The following is a 15,142-nucleotide window of genomic DNA, read 5'->3' as shown; positions in this document are numbered from 1 at the left end:
TTTTGAACATGAAAATGACTCTATGGGTAGCACGCTCTCTTGTTAAGAGAACTGGTCCCTTGGAGTCAAGTTTGATTCGTAATATGAATTAAGAGCATAGGGGATAAAATGATAGGCCTTTTTACTTAATGCAAAGCTTTCTTCTGGTCTTTTGATGATTACGTACATTTTATCCACCTCCTCTTTAAGTAATGTATTATTTTTCATTATGTATTTATGTTGTCCGATGATTGTAGTGAAGTGACTTTCATCTTGGTGCCACCTTCTACAACACCTTCTGTTCTGAGTACGCATAGGAAGGTACTGAAGAAGCATCTCATATCCATCCATAAGCCCATCTTCTTGGTATACTCTCCATCAAGTCTTGCCTTGACTTCAATCTCAAGTTCATCTCGACCATTAATCTGGGCCCAACCTGTGAGGCCAACGGGTACATCATTGGCTCCGTATTTGTCTCTTTCTTCTATGAGATCATACTGATTCCATAAGGCCGGTCTTGGACCGATGATGCTCATCTCACCTCGAAAGATATTGATGATCTGAGGTAGTTCGTCTAAGCTTGTCTTCCTTAAGAACTTACCCACACTTGTAATCCATTGGTCTGGGTTCTCTAGGAGGTGTGTAGGCGTATCTCTTGGTGTGTCTATACGCATGGTTCTGAATTTTAGAATATCGAAATGATGCTTATGGATTCCCACTCGTTTCTGTTTGAAGAGGACCGGTCCTTCTGAATCTAGCTTAATGGCTATTATAAGTATTAAGAAAACCGGCGCCAATAGTATAAGTCCCAAACTCGATAGTATAATGTCTATGCCTCTTTTGACTTTTAAATATGCCATATCTTTACCCCCCTAACTCATATCTCTATTCTTGATTAAACGGCTCCTTTGGGTATGTTTCTCCTGTATCAATCTTTGAGTAATGATTAAGTGTTGCTCTTGCTTTTATAATGGCACCTGTGTTGATGTGGCAAAAGGCATTGATGGTAGCATCATGATCTATTAAGCTTCCTATGCCAACGATGGTGCCTTGTTTTATGACTGCTTTTGTATGGATTGTTGCACGAGGAAGTACCACTACGCCTAATTCAATCTTGGCTGATGGGCTCACATAAGCTGTAGGATGTATTAGAATAGGAAGTTGATACCCAGCCAATTCTAATTTCTTACACCAATGACTTCTGGTCTCATTATTACCCAAGGCCACAAAGGCATAGACATAGTCTTCTATGAATGTCTCATATGCATTACACTTTCCTATGGCTTGGTCTGATTGATCATCAAGATAGTCTATCTTTATGAATTTATTCATGGCTTCTGCTGTCTCTTTAACGACTGATCCATGCTCACCTGCGCCAATAATCAATAAGTTCAATTCATCACACTCCTTGCCTTGACCCTTACTATCATTAGACCAACTTGTATTTGTCTGAGTTTTCTTTCTGATGCTTGTTTTCTTTGTTCACTTCTAAGTTGTTTCGGTAAGTTGGAACTATGTCTTGCACCATCTCTATAAGTTTGTCGGTTTCCGGTGATTTGAGAATCACCAAAAGTTCATTTAAGGTTCTTTTTAATTCATGGTAGTTGATGTCTCCCGGTTGACCAATATGGATCTTCTCATACTTAGTGTCTTGCAAGCCTTCTTCAGCCATAAGGAGTTCTTCGTAGAGCTTCTCTCCGGGCCTTAGGCCAGTGACTTTGATCTTGATGTCTTCATTGATCTTGAGACCGGATAGCCTAATAAGGTCAACGGCTAGATCATAGATCTTAACTGGTTCTCCCATATCTAGGACGAAGATCTCACCACCTTTTGCGATGGCACCGGACTGAATGACCAGTTGGGCTGCTTCTGTGATGGTCATAAAATAACGGACGATCTCTTTATGGGTCACGGTCACCGGTCCACCTTCTTCAATCTGCTTTCTAAAGAGAGGGATGACGGAACCATTGCTGCCTAGGACGTTGCCAAATCTTACGGCGGTGAACTTGGTCTTGCTTTCTTTTGCGAGGCCTTGGATGATCATCTCACAGATCCGCTTACTGGCACCCATGATGTTGGTTGGGTTGACCGCTTTGTCTGTGGAGATCATAACGAACCGTTCAACGCCGAACTTATGAGCGGCTTCTGCTACGTTCTTAGTCCCAAAGACATTGTTCTTAATGGCTTCCTTGGGTGCCCGCTCCATGAGTGGGACATGTTTGTGGGCTGCTGCATGGAAGATAACATCCGGAGCCTCTTGCTCTATGATGGTGAAGATATTATCTCGGTCTCTGACTGAGGCGATGATTACATCTAAGTTCAATTTGTCTTTATATTCTCGAATTAGTTCGTTCTGAATATCATAAGCATTGTTCTCATAAATATCTAGGACAATGAGCTTAGATGGTAAGAATCTGGCAATCTGACGACATAGTTCAGAGCCAATGGAACCACCACCTCCGGTAACCATGATGACTTTGTCTTCGATGTAACTGGCCACTTCTGTTACATTCAAGTTAACCATATCGCGTCCTAGTAAGTCTTCAATCTCAACATCTCTAATCTTGCTAAGAGATACTTGACCATCAATGACTTCTCTAATACCTGGCATGATTCTTACTTTGGCATTGGTACGCTTACTTTCTTCTATAATCAACTTCATTACGGATGAAGATACCGTAGGCACAGCTATAATAATCTCATCCACCCTATACCGGTGGGCTACACTATAGATGTCGTGATAGTTACCTAATATCTTCACGCCTGCTATGGTTTTATTCAACTTATGTTTATCATTATCAATAAAACCGATTACTTGTCCATAAGTGGTTGAGTGGTTCTTAATCTCTGTCGCTATAAGGGAGCCTGTTGAGCCACTTCCGATAACGAGTATGTTTTTGAAATTTTCTTGTCTGGTGACTGGATAATGGTTCTTGATTCTTCTTAGGAACCGGTAACTGAATCGAATACAACCAACAATGGTTATCTCAAGGATGGCACCGATAATATAGACACCAAAATACAATCTAATGCCCATAGAGAGCAAATATATGGTCCCAAACACATTGGCTATAATACCAGCTACTACAACTTTCATTAATTCTTCTACAGAAGCGTATGCCCATAGACTGTTATATAATCCAAAAAACTTATAGATGAAAAGCTTACCTATGGTGAGGACTAAGGCTGCTGCTATATAGGCAACAATGGTCGTCTTTGGTATGTTACCTTCATTATGTAAAAATAGCGCTAATAAAAAGGCCCCATTAACTGCCAAAATATCTGTTATTATTAAAAATATTTGTCTACTAAATCTTTCTACCATGTTTTATCCTTCTTCCTTTATGCTTGCACAAGGTCCTTGTTCTACTTTAACGCGTTGAATTATCAAAATACCGACGCACATGAATGTCTTTTTCTTATTATTGCACAACAAAAAAGCTTGTTGATATTATGCATAACTTGATACTATTTAATTATATAAGGGTTAGGGTATGCTTTTGTGATCTGGTTCAAACATGCAGTTACGCTTTACTCTCCCTATTATCTAATCTGAGCTTTCTTTTTGTATGCTCTATGATTATTTCCCCTTGTTACGCTTGATTTATAAAAGTATAAATCCATATGCTGTATAGCACGAAAGGCCATTTGATTCAATATTAAGATGTGGTAAAAGTGTAATTTTTTCTTGACGCTTATACCAATATGTTAAATAATTATAAGTAAACTATATCATAAACAAGTATATAGTTTATTGGGATTTCTGTCAAGACAGTCTTTTTATTTTTTCATCTATTAGGACAATTTAACCACCCTATATGACCATAGATTCAGGAAAAAAAAGAAGAAGCTTAGATATATCTATCTCTTAGCTTCTTCTTTTACTTCTTTTATTTTTTTATTTGTTTAATCTTCTTATTACATCATATTGCTCGTCATGGCTTTCGATGAAGCCTTGGACCTTGGTCTCGATGCCTGCGTAGTTGTCAAATTCTACAAAGGCTTTTTTGAGTTTAACAATGATCTCATCGGACATATCTTTTCTAGCTGCTAGAACGTCTTTTGGTATGTCATCGGTCTTGGATATGATACTTAACTCATTGGTGCGGATACCGTTTATTGTCGCTGCTTCAAAAGCTTCATTGAAGGTAGCGCCTGCATCTACTTCACCTTGCATTACAGCGTTTATGACGTTGTCATGGTTACCAAGAAACAGCACTTTACTAAACAGTGTATCTGGATTCATGTTGTTGCCTTTGATGCTGTCTCTAGCATATAGGTAACCGGAAGCGCTTTTCTCATCCACATAGCCAAAGGCTTTGCCTTTTAGATCATTCATACTCTTAACACTACCGTCCTTACGAGCGATAATATAACCGTTGTAGGAACTCTTGCCCCCTACTTTTGGTGTGACTACCGGCTTAACATCGGCTTCTTCTTTGGCGTTGACATAGGCAAAAGGTGAGAACCATCCGATATCAATGATACCGTTTTTGACACTGTCGCTTAGAGCGTCATAGTTCTTTACAATGATGGTTCTGGCTTTTAGGCCAACGCTGCTACAAACCCGTTCAAGGATGGGTACGTACATCTTCTTGATGGCTTCAGGTGCGATAAAGGGGTTGACACCGAAAATGATCTCATTGTCTTTCTTGAAGTTAACCGCTTCTTTTTGTAGGTCTTCTGCCATCTCACTGATCTTGTTACAGAACTCAAGGACTTCCCCGTTCTTCTTGTTCTGTGTCTCTACCATCTCAATGGACTTGTAAGTAATGTTGTGGGTTTCTTCTACTGCTGAAGTAACATCCTCAATGGCTTTTTCAATCTCCATGGTGGTGTTCTTCTGAACCAGAGATACCCTGGTTAATTCAGATATATTCGTCTTGACTTCGTTTAAAATGCCTTCAATCTCGTTTATAACTTCCGAAGATTCTTTGATAACATTATCCACGTCATTCATACGATCACCAATCTCGCTCATGGCGTTATTGGATGTAGTAATCTTCGTTAGGATATTCTTGACCACACCTTCTATAACGGAGATGGCTTCATCGGTCTGCTCTGCCAACTTACGAATCTCTGTGGCAACGACGGCAAAGCCGCGTCCAGCTTCTCCGGCTCTTGCTGCTTCAATGGCTGCATTGAGGGCAAGTAGGTTGGTCTGACTGGAGATCTTACGGATATAGTCGACGATCTCATAGATCTTATTGGATGAGCTTTGTAGTTCCACGTTGTTGTCTGTGGCTACGGTGGTCACTTCATTCAAACTGAGCATGAAATCACCGATGCTCTGTATGGTATTTTTGTTCTTCTCCAGCATCTCTATGGAAGTCTGAGAATGTCTTTCAATCTCTAAGGCGCTGGTGTTTAGATTGGTAGAGGTGCCTACCAATTCATTAATACTTGCATTGATTTCTTCTGAACTTGCTGCGTTTTGCTCACTAAAGCCTTCTATCTCATAAGAGATCTTGGCCAGCTTATTGAAGGTGTTAATGTTGTCTTGAGACAACCACAGAAGTTGTTGTGAATCAAAGCCCATGCCTTCTGCTATGTTAAACAATTTCTCGTCCAGTCCTGTTTTTAAGCTATCGGACATGGCACTTGACTGAGTCGCCTTCTGTGAACCATCCGGTCCTTGTTGTACCTTTGTAACGTTTAACATTCTGTCTGCTGCCATTACAACAAGAATGCTAAGTACAAGGGTTAGAGCCAAATCAATCCAAGTTCCCATGCTTAGAAAGATTGTAATCCCTTGAACTGCCAGTAACCCAATGCCTGCAACTAAATAAAATTTCATCTTCTGATTCATTATGTCACCATCCCATTATATCATATTCTTACTACAAGTTAATTTTTACTGAATCGGTTAATGCCTTGGCTGATTTAACTTATCATCCTATAGACACACTTATGTTATTGTATCATCTTGATAATGAAAAGTCTAGAACAACCTATGGTTAACAGTCCTTATGTAATTGGTTAATAAGTTAAGCCCTTGGATGCGCTTTTATATAAACATCCCTTAGTTTAAAATCATTCAGTTTTGAATAGACCTGGGTTGTTGAGATATTGGCATGGCCAAGCATCTCTTGAACGGATCTTAGATCTGCACCGTTCTCAACCAAATGGCTGGCAAAGGAATGTCTTAAAATGTGGGGTGTTATTTTTTTTCTGATTCCGGCTTTTTTTGAATAAAACTTGACGATCTTCCAAAACCCTTGGCGGCTCATAGACTCGCCAAGACAACTGACGAAAAGTGTCTTTTCGTTGGTTTCTTTGATCATTTGGTTGCGCGACCCGTTCATATACTTGAACAATGCCAGTTGTGCGGCTTGTCCAACCGGTATAATCCGTTCACCTTTAGAGGATGAGCATTTGATGTAACCCATCGTAATGTTGATGTCATCTTCACTTAGTCCAATGAGTTCAGTAACCCTAATCCCTGTAGCATACAGCAATTCTAGCATAGCCTTGTCTCGAATGCCTTTGTCATCATTAACGTAAGGTTGAGCCAATAAAAGCTCAATCTCCTCAAAGCTCAAAACCTCCGGTGCTTTTTTCTCCACCTTTGGCGTGATTAACATCTCTGTAGGATCTTTGTGAATGAGGTTACGGCGCAATAGATATTGGAAAAAGGACCTAAGTGAAGCCATATTTCTGGAAATGGTTGAAGGCGCTCTACCTTTGTCTTCCATTGCTTTGATATATGCATTCAGTTGGGTGCCTGTTATGTCACTTAGTTCTTTGGTGTCGAAATGTCCTTGTATAAACTCGATAAAATGGTTGACATCCCTATTGTAGGATTTAATTGTATTGTCTGATGCACCTTTTACTTGGTCTAGGTACACGAGGAATTCCTTCACACTTAGTTTCATGACTATACCCTTCAAACTTATAAGATGGTTTAATTATACCAAAGCCAAAGAAAAAAGTCGACAATTACCAAAATCTTTTTCATTTTCGTGGATATTTTGGTGAAAATGCTTAAAACGGATAAGAAGAAGAAACCATTGGTCTCTTCTTCTTGGGCCGCCTCATTCTCATCTTCTCTAATAAGGCCCTTATGCTCTTTCCAAGCTGACCTTGTAGGTCAGAATGGCTGATATGGTTTTGTTGTCGGTCAATCGGTCATCAAAGACCATATCGACCAGTTCATCTAAGGTGTAACGCTCAATTGTGACGAACTCGTCTTCATCTAAGTTCTGTTTGCTTTGGACTAGGTTCTTTGCTACAAAGATATGAATGACTTCATCACATATGCCAATGCTTGAGAAGAATTTGTACAAAAAGGTTACATCTTCTGAGGTGTAGCCGATCTCTTCTTCTAGTTCTCTTTTGGCACAGACCAGTGGGTCTTCGTCCGGTGTATCAAATACTCCAGCCGGAATCTCTAAGGTATAGTCGTCACTGGCGTTCCTGTACTGTCGCACCATGACAATCTTGCCTTCATCATCTATGGGTATGATCGCCGATGCACCAGGATGCATAATCAGTTCCCAGTCCACTTCTTTGCCAGTGGGTGTTAGCAATCGGTCATGAAAGAGATGGACGCGCTTGCCTTTGTGGATCTCGGTACGCTTAATACGTCTGAATTTTTTTTCCATGGGCCCTCCTTCTTTTAGCTTAAAACTTATTTATCAAATGTTTTGGTCTTTTCATAACAAGCCACCATGGCTTCTATGATGCTGCTCTTGAAGCCATTTTTCTCAAGAACTCGGACGGCTTCTATGGTGGTTCCGCCTGGCGAACATACCGCGTCTTTTAGAGCTGCTGGATGGGCCTTGGTCTCAAGTACCATCCGGGCGGCGCCTAACATGGATTGAGCCGCCAGTTCGTAACTGATCTGCCTTGGCAAGCCTATAAGGACACCGGCATCTGCCATGGCCTCAATCATCATAAAGCCATAAGCCGGTGAACTCCCTGATATTGGGACCACCATATCCAGTTGATGTTCTGAAAGTTCTACGCCTCGACCAAAGGATTCAAAAAATGTCCGTATGAAGTCCATTTCTGCTTGACTATAAGCATCATGAGAAAAACAATACCCCGTCATGCCTTCCAGAACAAGGGCCGGTGTGTTTGGCATACTGCGCACCACTCTGGTTTTTTCTCCTAAGGTGTTTTTGATATGTTCTATGGTGATACCGGGGGCGATGGATAGAATGATCTGTGTGGGCTTAACATAACTTCGAATGTCTTCCATGACTGCTTTTAGATACTGAGGCTTGACTGCCAGTACAATGATGTCTACGGACTTTGTCAGGCTGAGGTTATCTTCTGCGTAGGGTATACCTGTTTCTGCTTTGATCTGTTCCATCAGGTCCTTGTTGATGTCTGTATAGGTCAGGTTGGTCTTATCTAGTGCTGTGGATGCGCCTTTTAACATGGCAGACCCCATATTTCCAATGCCGATGAATCCAATTTTCATGCTAGCTGCCTCCTTGTTCTAGGGTCTAAACGGACAGTTCCGCTTTTTTTCCTAATATGGCTTTGTTTGCTTCTAATATGGGCCTTACATTGCCTGTTATGAAGTCATCCACCTGCTGGGGTGCACGTCCTACAAAGTTCTCCGGTTCTAAGATGGCATACATCTCTTCTTCTGTCATCTTAAACTGGGAATCGGCTAAGATCCGTTCGATTAAGTCGTTGGGCAAGCCTTCCATCTTAACTTGCTTTCCGGCTGCCATAGAGTGGGTTCTAATCAGTTCATGCAGTTCTTGTCTGTCGCCCCCTCTTTTGACCCCTTCCATCATGATGATCTCCGTGGCCATAAAAGGTAGTTCACTCATAACCCGGTTACGGATGACCTTCGGGTAGACAACAAGACCGTCTACTACATTCATGAAGATCTCAAGTATGGCATCTACGGCAAGAAAAGCTTCCGGTATAGCCAAACGCTTATTGGCACTGTCATCTAAGGTTCGCTCAAACCACTGGGTTGAAGCGGTGATGGCTGGGTTGAGGGCGTTACAGATTACATGTCTAGCTAGAGATGAAATACGCTCTGTACGCATAGGATTACGCTTGTAGGCCATGGCTGAGGATCCAATCTGGCTTTTCTCAAAAGGTTCTTCCATTTCTTTTAGGTTCTGTAATAGACGCATGTCATTACTGAACTTATAGGCTGACTGAGCGATGCCGCTTAAGATGTTCAAAAATTGTGAATCTAACTTCCTAGGGTATGTCTGTCCTGTTACAGGATAGGAGGAGGTGTAGCCTACCTTCATAGCGATAAGCTCATCTAACTTCTTAACTTTTTCATGGTCGTTATCAAAAAGACTTAGGTAAGTCGCTTGGGTGCCTGTGGTGCCTTTTGCGCCTCTTAGAAGTCTTTTGGAGAGTTGATGGTTCATGTCTTCAAGGTCTAATAATAAGTCCTCTAACCATAGGCAGGCTCGCTTACCAACGGTGGTGAGTTGTGCCGGTTGAAAATGGGTGAAGCCAAGTGTGGGCATGTCCTTATAGGTCATGGCAAAGGCTGCTAATTTGTCTATGACATTAATCAGCTTGTCTTTTAGTAAGGATAAGGCTTCATTCATGATGATGATGTCTGTGTTGTCCCCTACATAGCAGCTGGTTGCACCTAGATGAATAATGGGCTTGGCTTTTTTGGCTTGTTCACCATAGGCATATACATGGGCCATAACATCATGTCTGACTTCTTTTTCTCTGGCTATGGCAACGTCGTAATTGATGTCTTCTGCATAGGCTTTTAGTTCCTCTATCTGTTCATCGGTTATATCCAGTCCCAGTTCTTTCTCTGCTTCTGCTAAAGCAATCCATAACTTACGCCAGGTCTTGAACTTCTTATCCGGTGAAAAAAGGTAGAGCATTTCCGGACTGGCGTACCTAGATCCTAGTGGGGTTTCGTATGTATTGTTCATATGGGTATCCTTTCAACTTGATGATCTTCGTATTATAAATGTTTTTGGTTTTCTTAAAATAGTATAGCACATATTCGGCTTTCTGTGGTTAAGTTAATGTAGAAATAGACTAAGAAAAGTGTTTTCTCAGTCTATCTGTTTTATTTATTATAGAGCTATTTCTGTTTTTTGATCCAGTCGCTGAATGTATTTGTGAATGGATACCAACTCAATGCACACACATAAGATCTCTATGGCTTTTTCTAGCTCATCCATAGGTGGAAAAGTGGGTGCAATACGTATGTTGCGGTCATATGGGTCTTTGCCATAGGGGTAAGTGGCACCGGCCGGTGTGAGCTTGAGGCCCACTGATTCTGCCATCAAAACTACTTCTTTGGCACAACCTTCCATGACATCTAGATTGATGAAATAACCGCCTCTTGGCTCACTCCAGGTTGCGATATAACGGTCTGATAGTTTCTCTTCTAATATCTTAAGGACCATGTCAAACTTTGGCTTGATGATCTTGGCGTGTTTTTTCATATGGTTCTTGACGCCTTGCAGATCATTTAAGAAGGCTGAATGTCTATATTGATTAATCTTATCCGATCCAATAGTCTGAACACCCATGATGCCAAGTATAAAATCTATGTTGCTCTTGCTGGCTGCCATGGCTGCAACTGAGGCGCCGGCAAAGGTGACTTTGGACATGGAGGTAAAAAGATAGGGACGGTCCTCTGTTCCTACGGCTTTACAAGCATCCATAATGTTCATAAGGGGCTGTGTATCATCATAAAGTTCATGGACCACATAGGCGTTGTCCCATATGATTCTAAAATCTGTGGCCGCCGTCTTCATCTTGGCCAAGCGCTCCACTACACGGTCGGAATAAGTAATTCCCGTTGGGTTAGAGAACTTAGGTACGCACCAGATGCCTTTGATGGATGGGTCTTTTGCCACTAAGGCTTCAATCCGGTCCATATCCGGTCCTTCGTCGGTCATATCTATGTTGATCATCTCCATACCGAATTTTTCGCATATGGCAAAGTGTCTGTCATAACCCGGTACAGGACATAGGAATTTGAGGTCTTTTATTTGACACCATGGTACCTCTTCTTCAGATGTGCCAAAAAGCATGACTTTGGCTAGAGTGCTATACATCATGTTTAGGCTGGAGTTCCCCCCTATGATAATCTCTGAAGGATCTACTTCTAAGATCTCTGCAAAAAGGTTCTTTGTTTGGGGTATACCGTCTAAGGTACCATAGTTTCTAAAGTCGTCGTTCGGGTTCTTCTCTAGTGGTATCTTAATATCTAACAGGGCGTTAGACAGATCCAACTGATCGGAACATGGTTTACCACGGGCCATGTTCAGGTCATGGTTTTCGCTTTCGTATCTTTTCAACTGCTGTTCCAGTTCAAGACGTAGCGCATCTAAGGATTCTTTTGAAAATTGAGAGTAGTATGCCATAAGCGCCTCCTAAAAATCACACACATATAAGGTTAAAGCATTATAATTAAGTTTGACACTTTAACCATATAAGCCGTTTGTTAGAAACAGCCTATGTATAGAATAGCATGTTTTGCAAGATTTGAAAAGCGCTTTTTCATTTTTCGGTCTATTTTTCCTTTTTATTTGGACTATTTTTATTTTAATGCAAGAAAATATTTTTTTAGATTCAAATATCTTTTGATACCGGTTAAAAAACGTGTTTAAAAAGGCGTTATCTATAATAGATAACGCCTTAACTTTATTTAGCGTATTCAATAGATCTGGTTTCCCTGATTACGTTGACCTTAATCTGGCCTGGGTATTCAAGTTCTTCCTCGATCTTTTTAGCAACTTCCCTAGCAAGTAACACCGTCTCTAAATCTGTTGTTTGGTCCGGTATTACCATTATTCGAATCTCTCTACCTGCTTGTATAGCAAACGATTTTTCTACACCTTTAAATTCATCAGCAATTTCTTCAAGTTTTTGTAGTCTTTGGATGTATGTATGCAATGTTTCTCTTCTGGCTCCCGGTCTTGCAGCGGATATTGTGTCTGCCGCTTGTACGAGAACAGATATGAGGTTCGTTGGTTCTACATCACCGTGATGTGATTCCACAGCATTGATGACAACTTCCGATTCCTTGTATTTTCTACACAAATCTGCTCCGATGGATATATGAGAGCCTTCCATTTCATGATCAACAGCTTTACCGATATCGTGTAATAAACCTGCACGTTTTGCAAGACGGATATCAAGTCCGATCTCACCGGCCAGTAAGCCACATAAGTGGGATACTTCTATAGCATGCTTCAATACATTTTGTCCATAACTTGTACGGAATTTCATTTTACCTAGCAATCTAACAAGTTCCGGATGTATACCGTGAACCCCTGTCTCAAATGTAGCGTTTTCGCCTTCTTCAAGTATGATCTGTTCCACTTCACGCTTAGCTTTTTCTACCATTTCCTCAATTCTTGCAGGATGGATTCGACCATCCACTATAAGTTTTTCAAGGGCTATTCGTGCAATTTCTCTTCTGATTGGATCAAAGCCTGACAATATGACAGCCTCTGGTGTATCATCAATGATTAAGTCGATACCCGTAAGTGTCTCCAGTGTACGGATGTTACGTCCTTCACGACCAATAATACGTCCTTTCATCTCATCATTTGGAAGATGAACTACTGATACAGTCGTTTCAGCAACATGGTCAGCTGCACATTTTTGTACCGCTGTTGCAAGAATCTTTCTTGCGTTCTTTGTTGCGTCTTCTTTTGCTTTTGCTTCTAATTCCTTAACGATTACTGCTGTTTCATGTTGCACTTCTTCTTTAACTGATTTTAAAAGGTATTCTTTTGCTTGTTCGGTAGTTAATGCAGAGATTTTTTCTAATTCTGATAGGTGTTGCTGTTTTAGTTGTTCTACTTCATCTCTAAGTTTGTTGAGGTTTTCGTCTTTTGCGGCTAATTGAGCTTCTTTTTTCTCGAATGAATCTGCCTTTTTATCAATCGCTTCTTCTTTTTGCTGAATGCGACGTTCCAATCGGGTTAACTCATTGCGGCGCTCTTTAACTTCTTTATCAAGATCATTTTTAATCTTAAATACTTCATCTTTAAGATCTAAACGTGCTTCTCTTTTGATTGCTTCGCCTTCCTTAATCGCATCATCTACAATCTTTCTGGCTTTTTGTTCAGCTGAACCAAATTGAGCTTCGGCAACGTTCTTTCTATACATGACACCAAGATAAAATGCAAGTGTACCAACGACAACGGCCACTACAACAGGTATGAGTATGTTTAGTATATCCAACTATAACACCTCCTCTGTATTCACTTTTCATTGTACGAAATTGTAAATTTACAATCTATATAATTGTAAAAAATTACAACAAGTAAATTCTATACTTTTTTAAGCATTATGTCAAGTTATATGACAGCATTTCAAAATAAACAATCCTTTATTCACATTTCGCATTCGTCTTTTGTCTTAAGATAGGTCATTATGACGGATTGGATGACATCATAATCAAAGCCTTTGTAGGCTAGAAATCGGGCCATCTTATTGTATTCTGCTCTTGTTACAGCTTTGTTGTTGTATTTTTTCTCAAGGAGTTTCCGCGCTGTTTCATATTCTGTTTCTCGGTGGTCTACTTTTTCAAAGAAGGCTTTGATGGTGTCTCTTAGCATGCCTTTTTCACTTAACTTCATTTCAATCATCCGTCGACTCTTGGTGGCTTTCTGATACCTATAATATTTTTCGATATAGGTTTCATCATTTAGAAAACCAAGCTTTATAAAATAATCCAGTATGGCTTCAATGATGGTTACCGGATAATCTTCTTTAATCAACTTTTTCCTTATTTCTTCTATGACATAATCTTTTTTGCCCAAGAGATGATAGACCCGCTTCTTCCCCCTGGTGGTCATGGCTTTTGTGGCCAGCTCCCATGTGTCCTCTTCGATGGCTCCTCCTTGGACCATCTTGAAGGCTTTGAGCTCCTTATAATATAAGATGACGTAATCATCGTTGTCTAATATAATCTTATACTTGCCTTTTTCCAACTTTTGAATCTCTTCTATACGCATCATGTCACCCTTTTTGTCCTTATACCATTCACACGATATACAAAGGCGACCTTAATCTACCAAGGTCGCCTTTGTTATGTTTTTGAGGGGCTTATTTTTTTTCTGCTGCTTTGTTGTCTGTTCCTTTTTTGTCTGAAGCTTTTTTGTCTGCTTCTTCTTTTTCTAAGGCGATGGCAATCTCTTCTTTTGTTTTTCCGAATCCGTAATGGCTACGAATCTGTTCATCGATTCTGTTACAGACTTCTGGGTTCTCCTTCAAATAAATCTTGGAATTCTCTCGGCCTTGTCCTAAACGGATATCGCCATAGGAAAACCATGCCCCACTCTTTTGTACAAAATCCAGATCCACACCTAAGTCCAGTAAGTCACCTTCTCTTGAAATACCTTCACCGAACATAATGTCGAATTCAGCCAGCTTAAAAGGTGGTGCAACCTTATTCTTAGCCACCTTAACGCGAACACGGTTACCCACCATGTTGACGCCTTGCTTTAAGGTCTCAATACGCCTAATGTCCAGTCGAACAGATGCATAGAACTTAAGGGCACGTCCACCGGTGGTTGTCTCCGGACTCCCAAACATAACTCCAATCTTCTCTCTTAATTGGTTAATGAAAATAACGATGCAGTTAGACTTAGATACAATCCCTGCAATCTTACGAAGGGCTTGGGACATGAGTCTTGCTTGAAGACCAACATGAGAATCGCCCATCTCGCCTTCAATCTCAGCTCTTGGTACTAAGGCTGCTACAGAGTCAATAACGATGATGTCAATAGCACCGGATCTAACCATGGTCTCAGCGATCTCAAGGGCTTGTTCACCATTGTCCGGCTGAGAGATATATAAGTTGTCGATATCCACACCAATCTTCTTGGCGTAACTTGGGTCAAGAGCATGTTCTGCGTCTATGAATCCGGCGACGCCGCCTGCTTTTTGAACCTCTGCTAACATATGTAGGGCGAGAGTTGTCTTACCACTGGACTCAGGCCCATAGAGCTCTATGATTCGACCTCTTGGAACCCCACCGGCACCTAAGGCAATGTCCAAACTAAGGGCCCCCGAAGGGACGGTCTTGACATTCATATGTTCATTGCTCTCTCCAAGCTTCATGATGGAACCTTTACCATATTGTTTTTCGATGTGTGTAATAGCCGCTTCCAGGGCTTTTGTCTTTTCGTTTGTCATAAGAAATACCTAGGTCAACCCACTAGGTTCCCCCTTCCAT

General features: G+C 40.9%; 13 protein-coding genes. All 13 read right to left on the bottom strand.

The features are described 5' to 3' along the window. Nucleotides 1-42: 42 nt before the first annotated feature. Entirely contained in the window at nucleotides 43-168 is a 126-nt protein-coding gene (locus AC6F8J_RS06490) for a hypothetical protein (RefSeq protein WP_500721928.1), read from the bottom strand. 38 nt (nucleotides 169-206) lie between these two features. Further along, a complete protein-coding gene (locus AC6F8J_RS06485; RefSeq protein WP_500721926.1) occupies nucleotides 207-839 on the bottom strand; it encodes a sugar transferase in 633 nt (210 codons plus the stop codon). Nucleotides 840-864: 25 nt separating this feature from the next. Next, nucleotides 865-1,374 (bottom strand): PglD-related sugar-binding protein, encoded by a 510-nt coding sequence (locus tag AC6F8J_RS06480; RefSeq protein WP_500721925.1) that lies wholly within the window; start codon nucleotides 1,372-1,374, stop codon nucleotides 865-867. A 34-nt stretch (nucleotides 1,375-1,408) separates the two neighbouring features. After that, the gene (locus AC6F8J_RS06475; RefSeq protein ID WP_500721923.1) at nucleotides 1,409-3,304 is read right to left on the bottom strand and encodes a polysaccharide biosynthesis protein; all 1,896 of its coding nucleotides are present in this window, start codon (nucleotides 3,302-3,304) and stop codon (nucleotides 1,409-1,411) included. A 573-nt stretch (nucleotides 3,305-3,877) separates the two neighbouring features. Then, nucleotides 3,878-5,776 carry a phosphate/phosphite/phosphonate ABC transporter substrate-binding protein gene (phnD, locus tag AC6F8J_RS06470; RefSeq protein WP_500721922.1) on the bottom strand — a complete coding sequence of 633 codons (1,899 nt, stop codon included), beginning with the start codon at nucleotides 5,774-5,776 and terminating at the stop codon, nucleotides 3,878-3,880. 190 nt (nucleotides 5,777-5,966) lie between these two features. Then, on the bottom strand, nucleotides 5,967-6,854 hold the full coding sequence (xerD, locus tag AC6F8J_RS06465) for a site-specific tyrosine recombinase XerD (protein ID WP_500721921.1): 888 nt from the start codon (nucleotides 6,852-6,854) through the stop codon (nucleotides 5,967-5,969). A 186-nt stretch (nucleotides 6,855-7,040) separates the two neighbouring features. Then, nucleotides 7,041-7,583, bottom strand: coding sequence for an NUDIX domain-containing protein (locus tag AC6F8J_RS06460; protein WP_500721919.1), 543 nt, complete (start codon nucleotides 7,581-7,583; stop codon nucleotides 7,041-7,043). A 26-nt stretch (nucleotides 7,584-7,609) separates the two neighbouring features. Continuing rightward, entirely contained in the window at nucleotides 7,610-8,407 is a 798-nt protein-coding gene (gene proC / locus AC6F8J_RS06455) for a pyrroline-5-carboxylate reductase (RefSeq protein ID WP_500721917.1), read from the bottom strand. Between the two features lie 25 nt (nucleotides 8,408-8,432). Beyond that, a complete protein-coding gene (gene purB / locus AC6F8J_RS06450; protein WP_500721916.1) occupies nucleotides 8,433-9,863 on the bottom strand; it encodes an adenylosuccinate lyase in 1,431 nt (476 codons plus the stop codon). Nucleotides 9,864-10,010: 147 nt separating this feature from the next. Next, a complete protein-coding gene (locus AC6F8J_RS06445) occupies nucleotides 10,011-11,312 on the bottom strand; it encodes an aspartate aminotransferase type Ic (RefSeq protein ID WP_500721914.1) in 1,302 nt (433 codons plus the stop codon). Between the two features lie 280 nt (nucleotides 11,313-11,592). Continuing rightward, nucleotides 11,593-13,137, bottom strand: coding sequence for a ribonuclease Y (gene rny, locus AC6F8J_RS06440; RefSeq protein ID WP_500721929.1), 1,545 nt, complete (start codon nucleotides 13,135-13,137; stop codon nucleotides 11,593-11,595). Between the two features lie 158 nt (nucleotides 13,138-13,295). Further along, nucleotides 13,296-13,922 (bottom strand): regulatory protein RecX, encoded by a 627-nt coding sequence (locus AC6F8J_RS06435; protein WP_500721912.1) that lies wholly within the window; start codon nucleotides 13,920-13,922, stop codon nucleotides 13,296-13,298. 88 nt (nucleotides 13,923-14,010) lie between these two features. Beyond that, the gene (gene recA / locus AC6F8J_RS06430) at nucleotides 14,011-15,102 is read right to left on the bottom strand and encodes a recombinase RecA (RefSeq protein ID WP_500721910.1); all 1,092 of its coding nucleotides are present in this window, start codon (nucleotides 15,100-15,102) and stop codon (nucleotides 14,011-14,013) included. Between the last annotated feature and the right edge of the window lie 40 nt (nucleotides 15,103-15,142).

This window comes from Petrocella sp., assembly GCF_059865615.1.
The sequence above is the reverse complement of the archived record's forward strand: the minus strand, read 5'-3'. Positions and strand labels throughout refer to the sequence as shown.

Excerpts from the sequence above, each read along its gene's own strand:
- AC6F8J_RS06490 (WP_500721928.1), bottom strand. The coding sequence starts at position 168 with ATGTACGTAATCATCAAAAGACCAGAAGAAAGCTTTGCATTAAGTAAA.
- AC6F8J_RS06485 (WP_500721926.1), bottom strand. The coding sequence starts at position 839 with ATGGCATATTTAAAAGTCAAAAGAGGCATAGACATTATACTATCGAGT.
- AC6F8J_RS06475 (WP_500721923.1), bottom strand. The coding sequence starts at position 3,304 with ATGGTAGAAAGATTTAGTAGACAAATATTTTTAATAATAACAGATATT.
- phnD (WP_500721922.1), bottom strand. The coding sequence starts at position 5,776 with ATGAAATTTTATTTAGTTGCAGGCATTGGGTTACTGGCAGTTCAAGGG.
- xerD (WP_500721921.1), bottom strand. The coding sequence starts at position 6,854 with ATGAAACTAAGTGTGAAGGAATTCCTCGTGTACCTAGACCAAGTAAAA.
- AC6F8J_RS06460 (WP_500721919.1), bottom strand. The coding sequence starts at position 7,583 with ATGGAAAAAAAATTCAGACGTATTAAGCGTACCGAGATCCACAAAGGC.
- proC (WP_500721917.1), bottom strand. The coding sequence starts at position 8,407 with ATGAAAATTGGATTCATCGGCATTGGAAATATGGGGTCTGCCATGTTA.
- purB (WP_500721916.1), bottom strand. The coding sequence starts at position 9,863 with ATGAACAATACATACGAAACCCCACTAGGATCTAGGTACGCCAGTCCG.
- AC6F8J_RS06445 (WP_500721914.1), bottom strand. The coding sequence starts at position 11,312 with ATGGCATACTACTCTCAATTTTCAAAAGAATCCTTAGATGCGCTACGT.
- AC6F8J_RS06435 (WP_500721912.1), bottom strand. The coding sequence starts at position 13,922 with ATGATGCGTATAGAAGAGATTCAAAAGTTGGAAAAAGGCAAGTATAAG.
- recA (WP_500721910.1), bottom strand. The coding sequence starts at position 15,102 with ATGACAAACGAAAAGACAAAAGCCCTGGAAGCGGCTATTACACACATC.